General features: G+C 69.9%; 1 protein-coding gene. It reads right to left on the minus strand.

From position 1 onward, the window contains the following. The coding region (locus tag ML342_RS11770; RefSeq protein ID WP_240127201.1) for an adenosylhomocysteinase at nucleotides 1-532 on the minus strand (532 nt) is incomplete at both ends.

Here is a 532-nt window from a genome sequence, read left to right on the forward strand (position 1 = left end):
TCGGTCACGCCGATGATCTGCGCGGCCTTGCGGCTGTACCACGTCGGATCCTGCGCCAGGCGCGCGCGGATCGCGGCGAACAGCACGCGCTCCTCCTCGCTCTTGGGGTGGTCGAGCACCGACGGGTCGTGCTCGGCCTGCTTGCCCAGATGCATCAGCAGCGTGGCATCCCCGCCGTCGTCCAGGATCATGTTCGGGCCCTCCTCGGGGCTGCCGGCCGGGCCGAACTCGAAGATGCGGTGCGTGTAGTCCCAGTACTGCTCCAGCGTCTCGCCCTTGAAGGCGAACACCGGCGTGCCGGCGGCGGCAATCGCCGCGGCGGCGTGGTCCTGCGTCGAGAAGATGTTGCACGAGGCCCAGCGCACCTGCGCGCCCAGCGCCTGCAGCGTCTCGATCAGCACGGCGGTCTGGATCGTCATGTGCAGGCTGCCGGCGATGCGCGCGCCCTTGAGCGGCTGGCTCGGCGCGTATTCCTCGCGGATCGCCATCAGGCCGGGCATCTCGGTCTCGGCGATGCGGATTTCCTTGCGGC

Origin of the sequence: Thermomonas alba, assembly GCF_022419205.1 — a bacterium.
Taxonomy (GTDB): domain Bacteria; phylum Pseudomonadota; class Gammaproteobacteria; order Xanthomonadales; family Xanthomonadaceae; genus Thermomonas; species Thermomonas alba.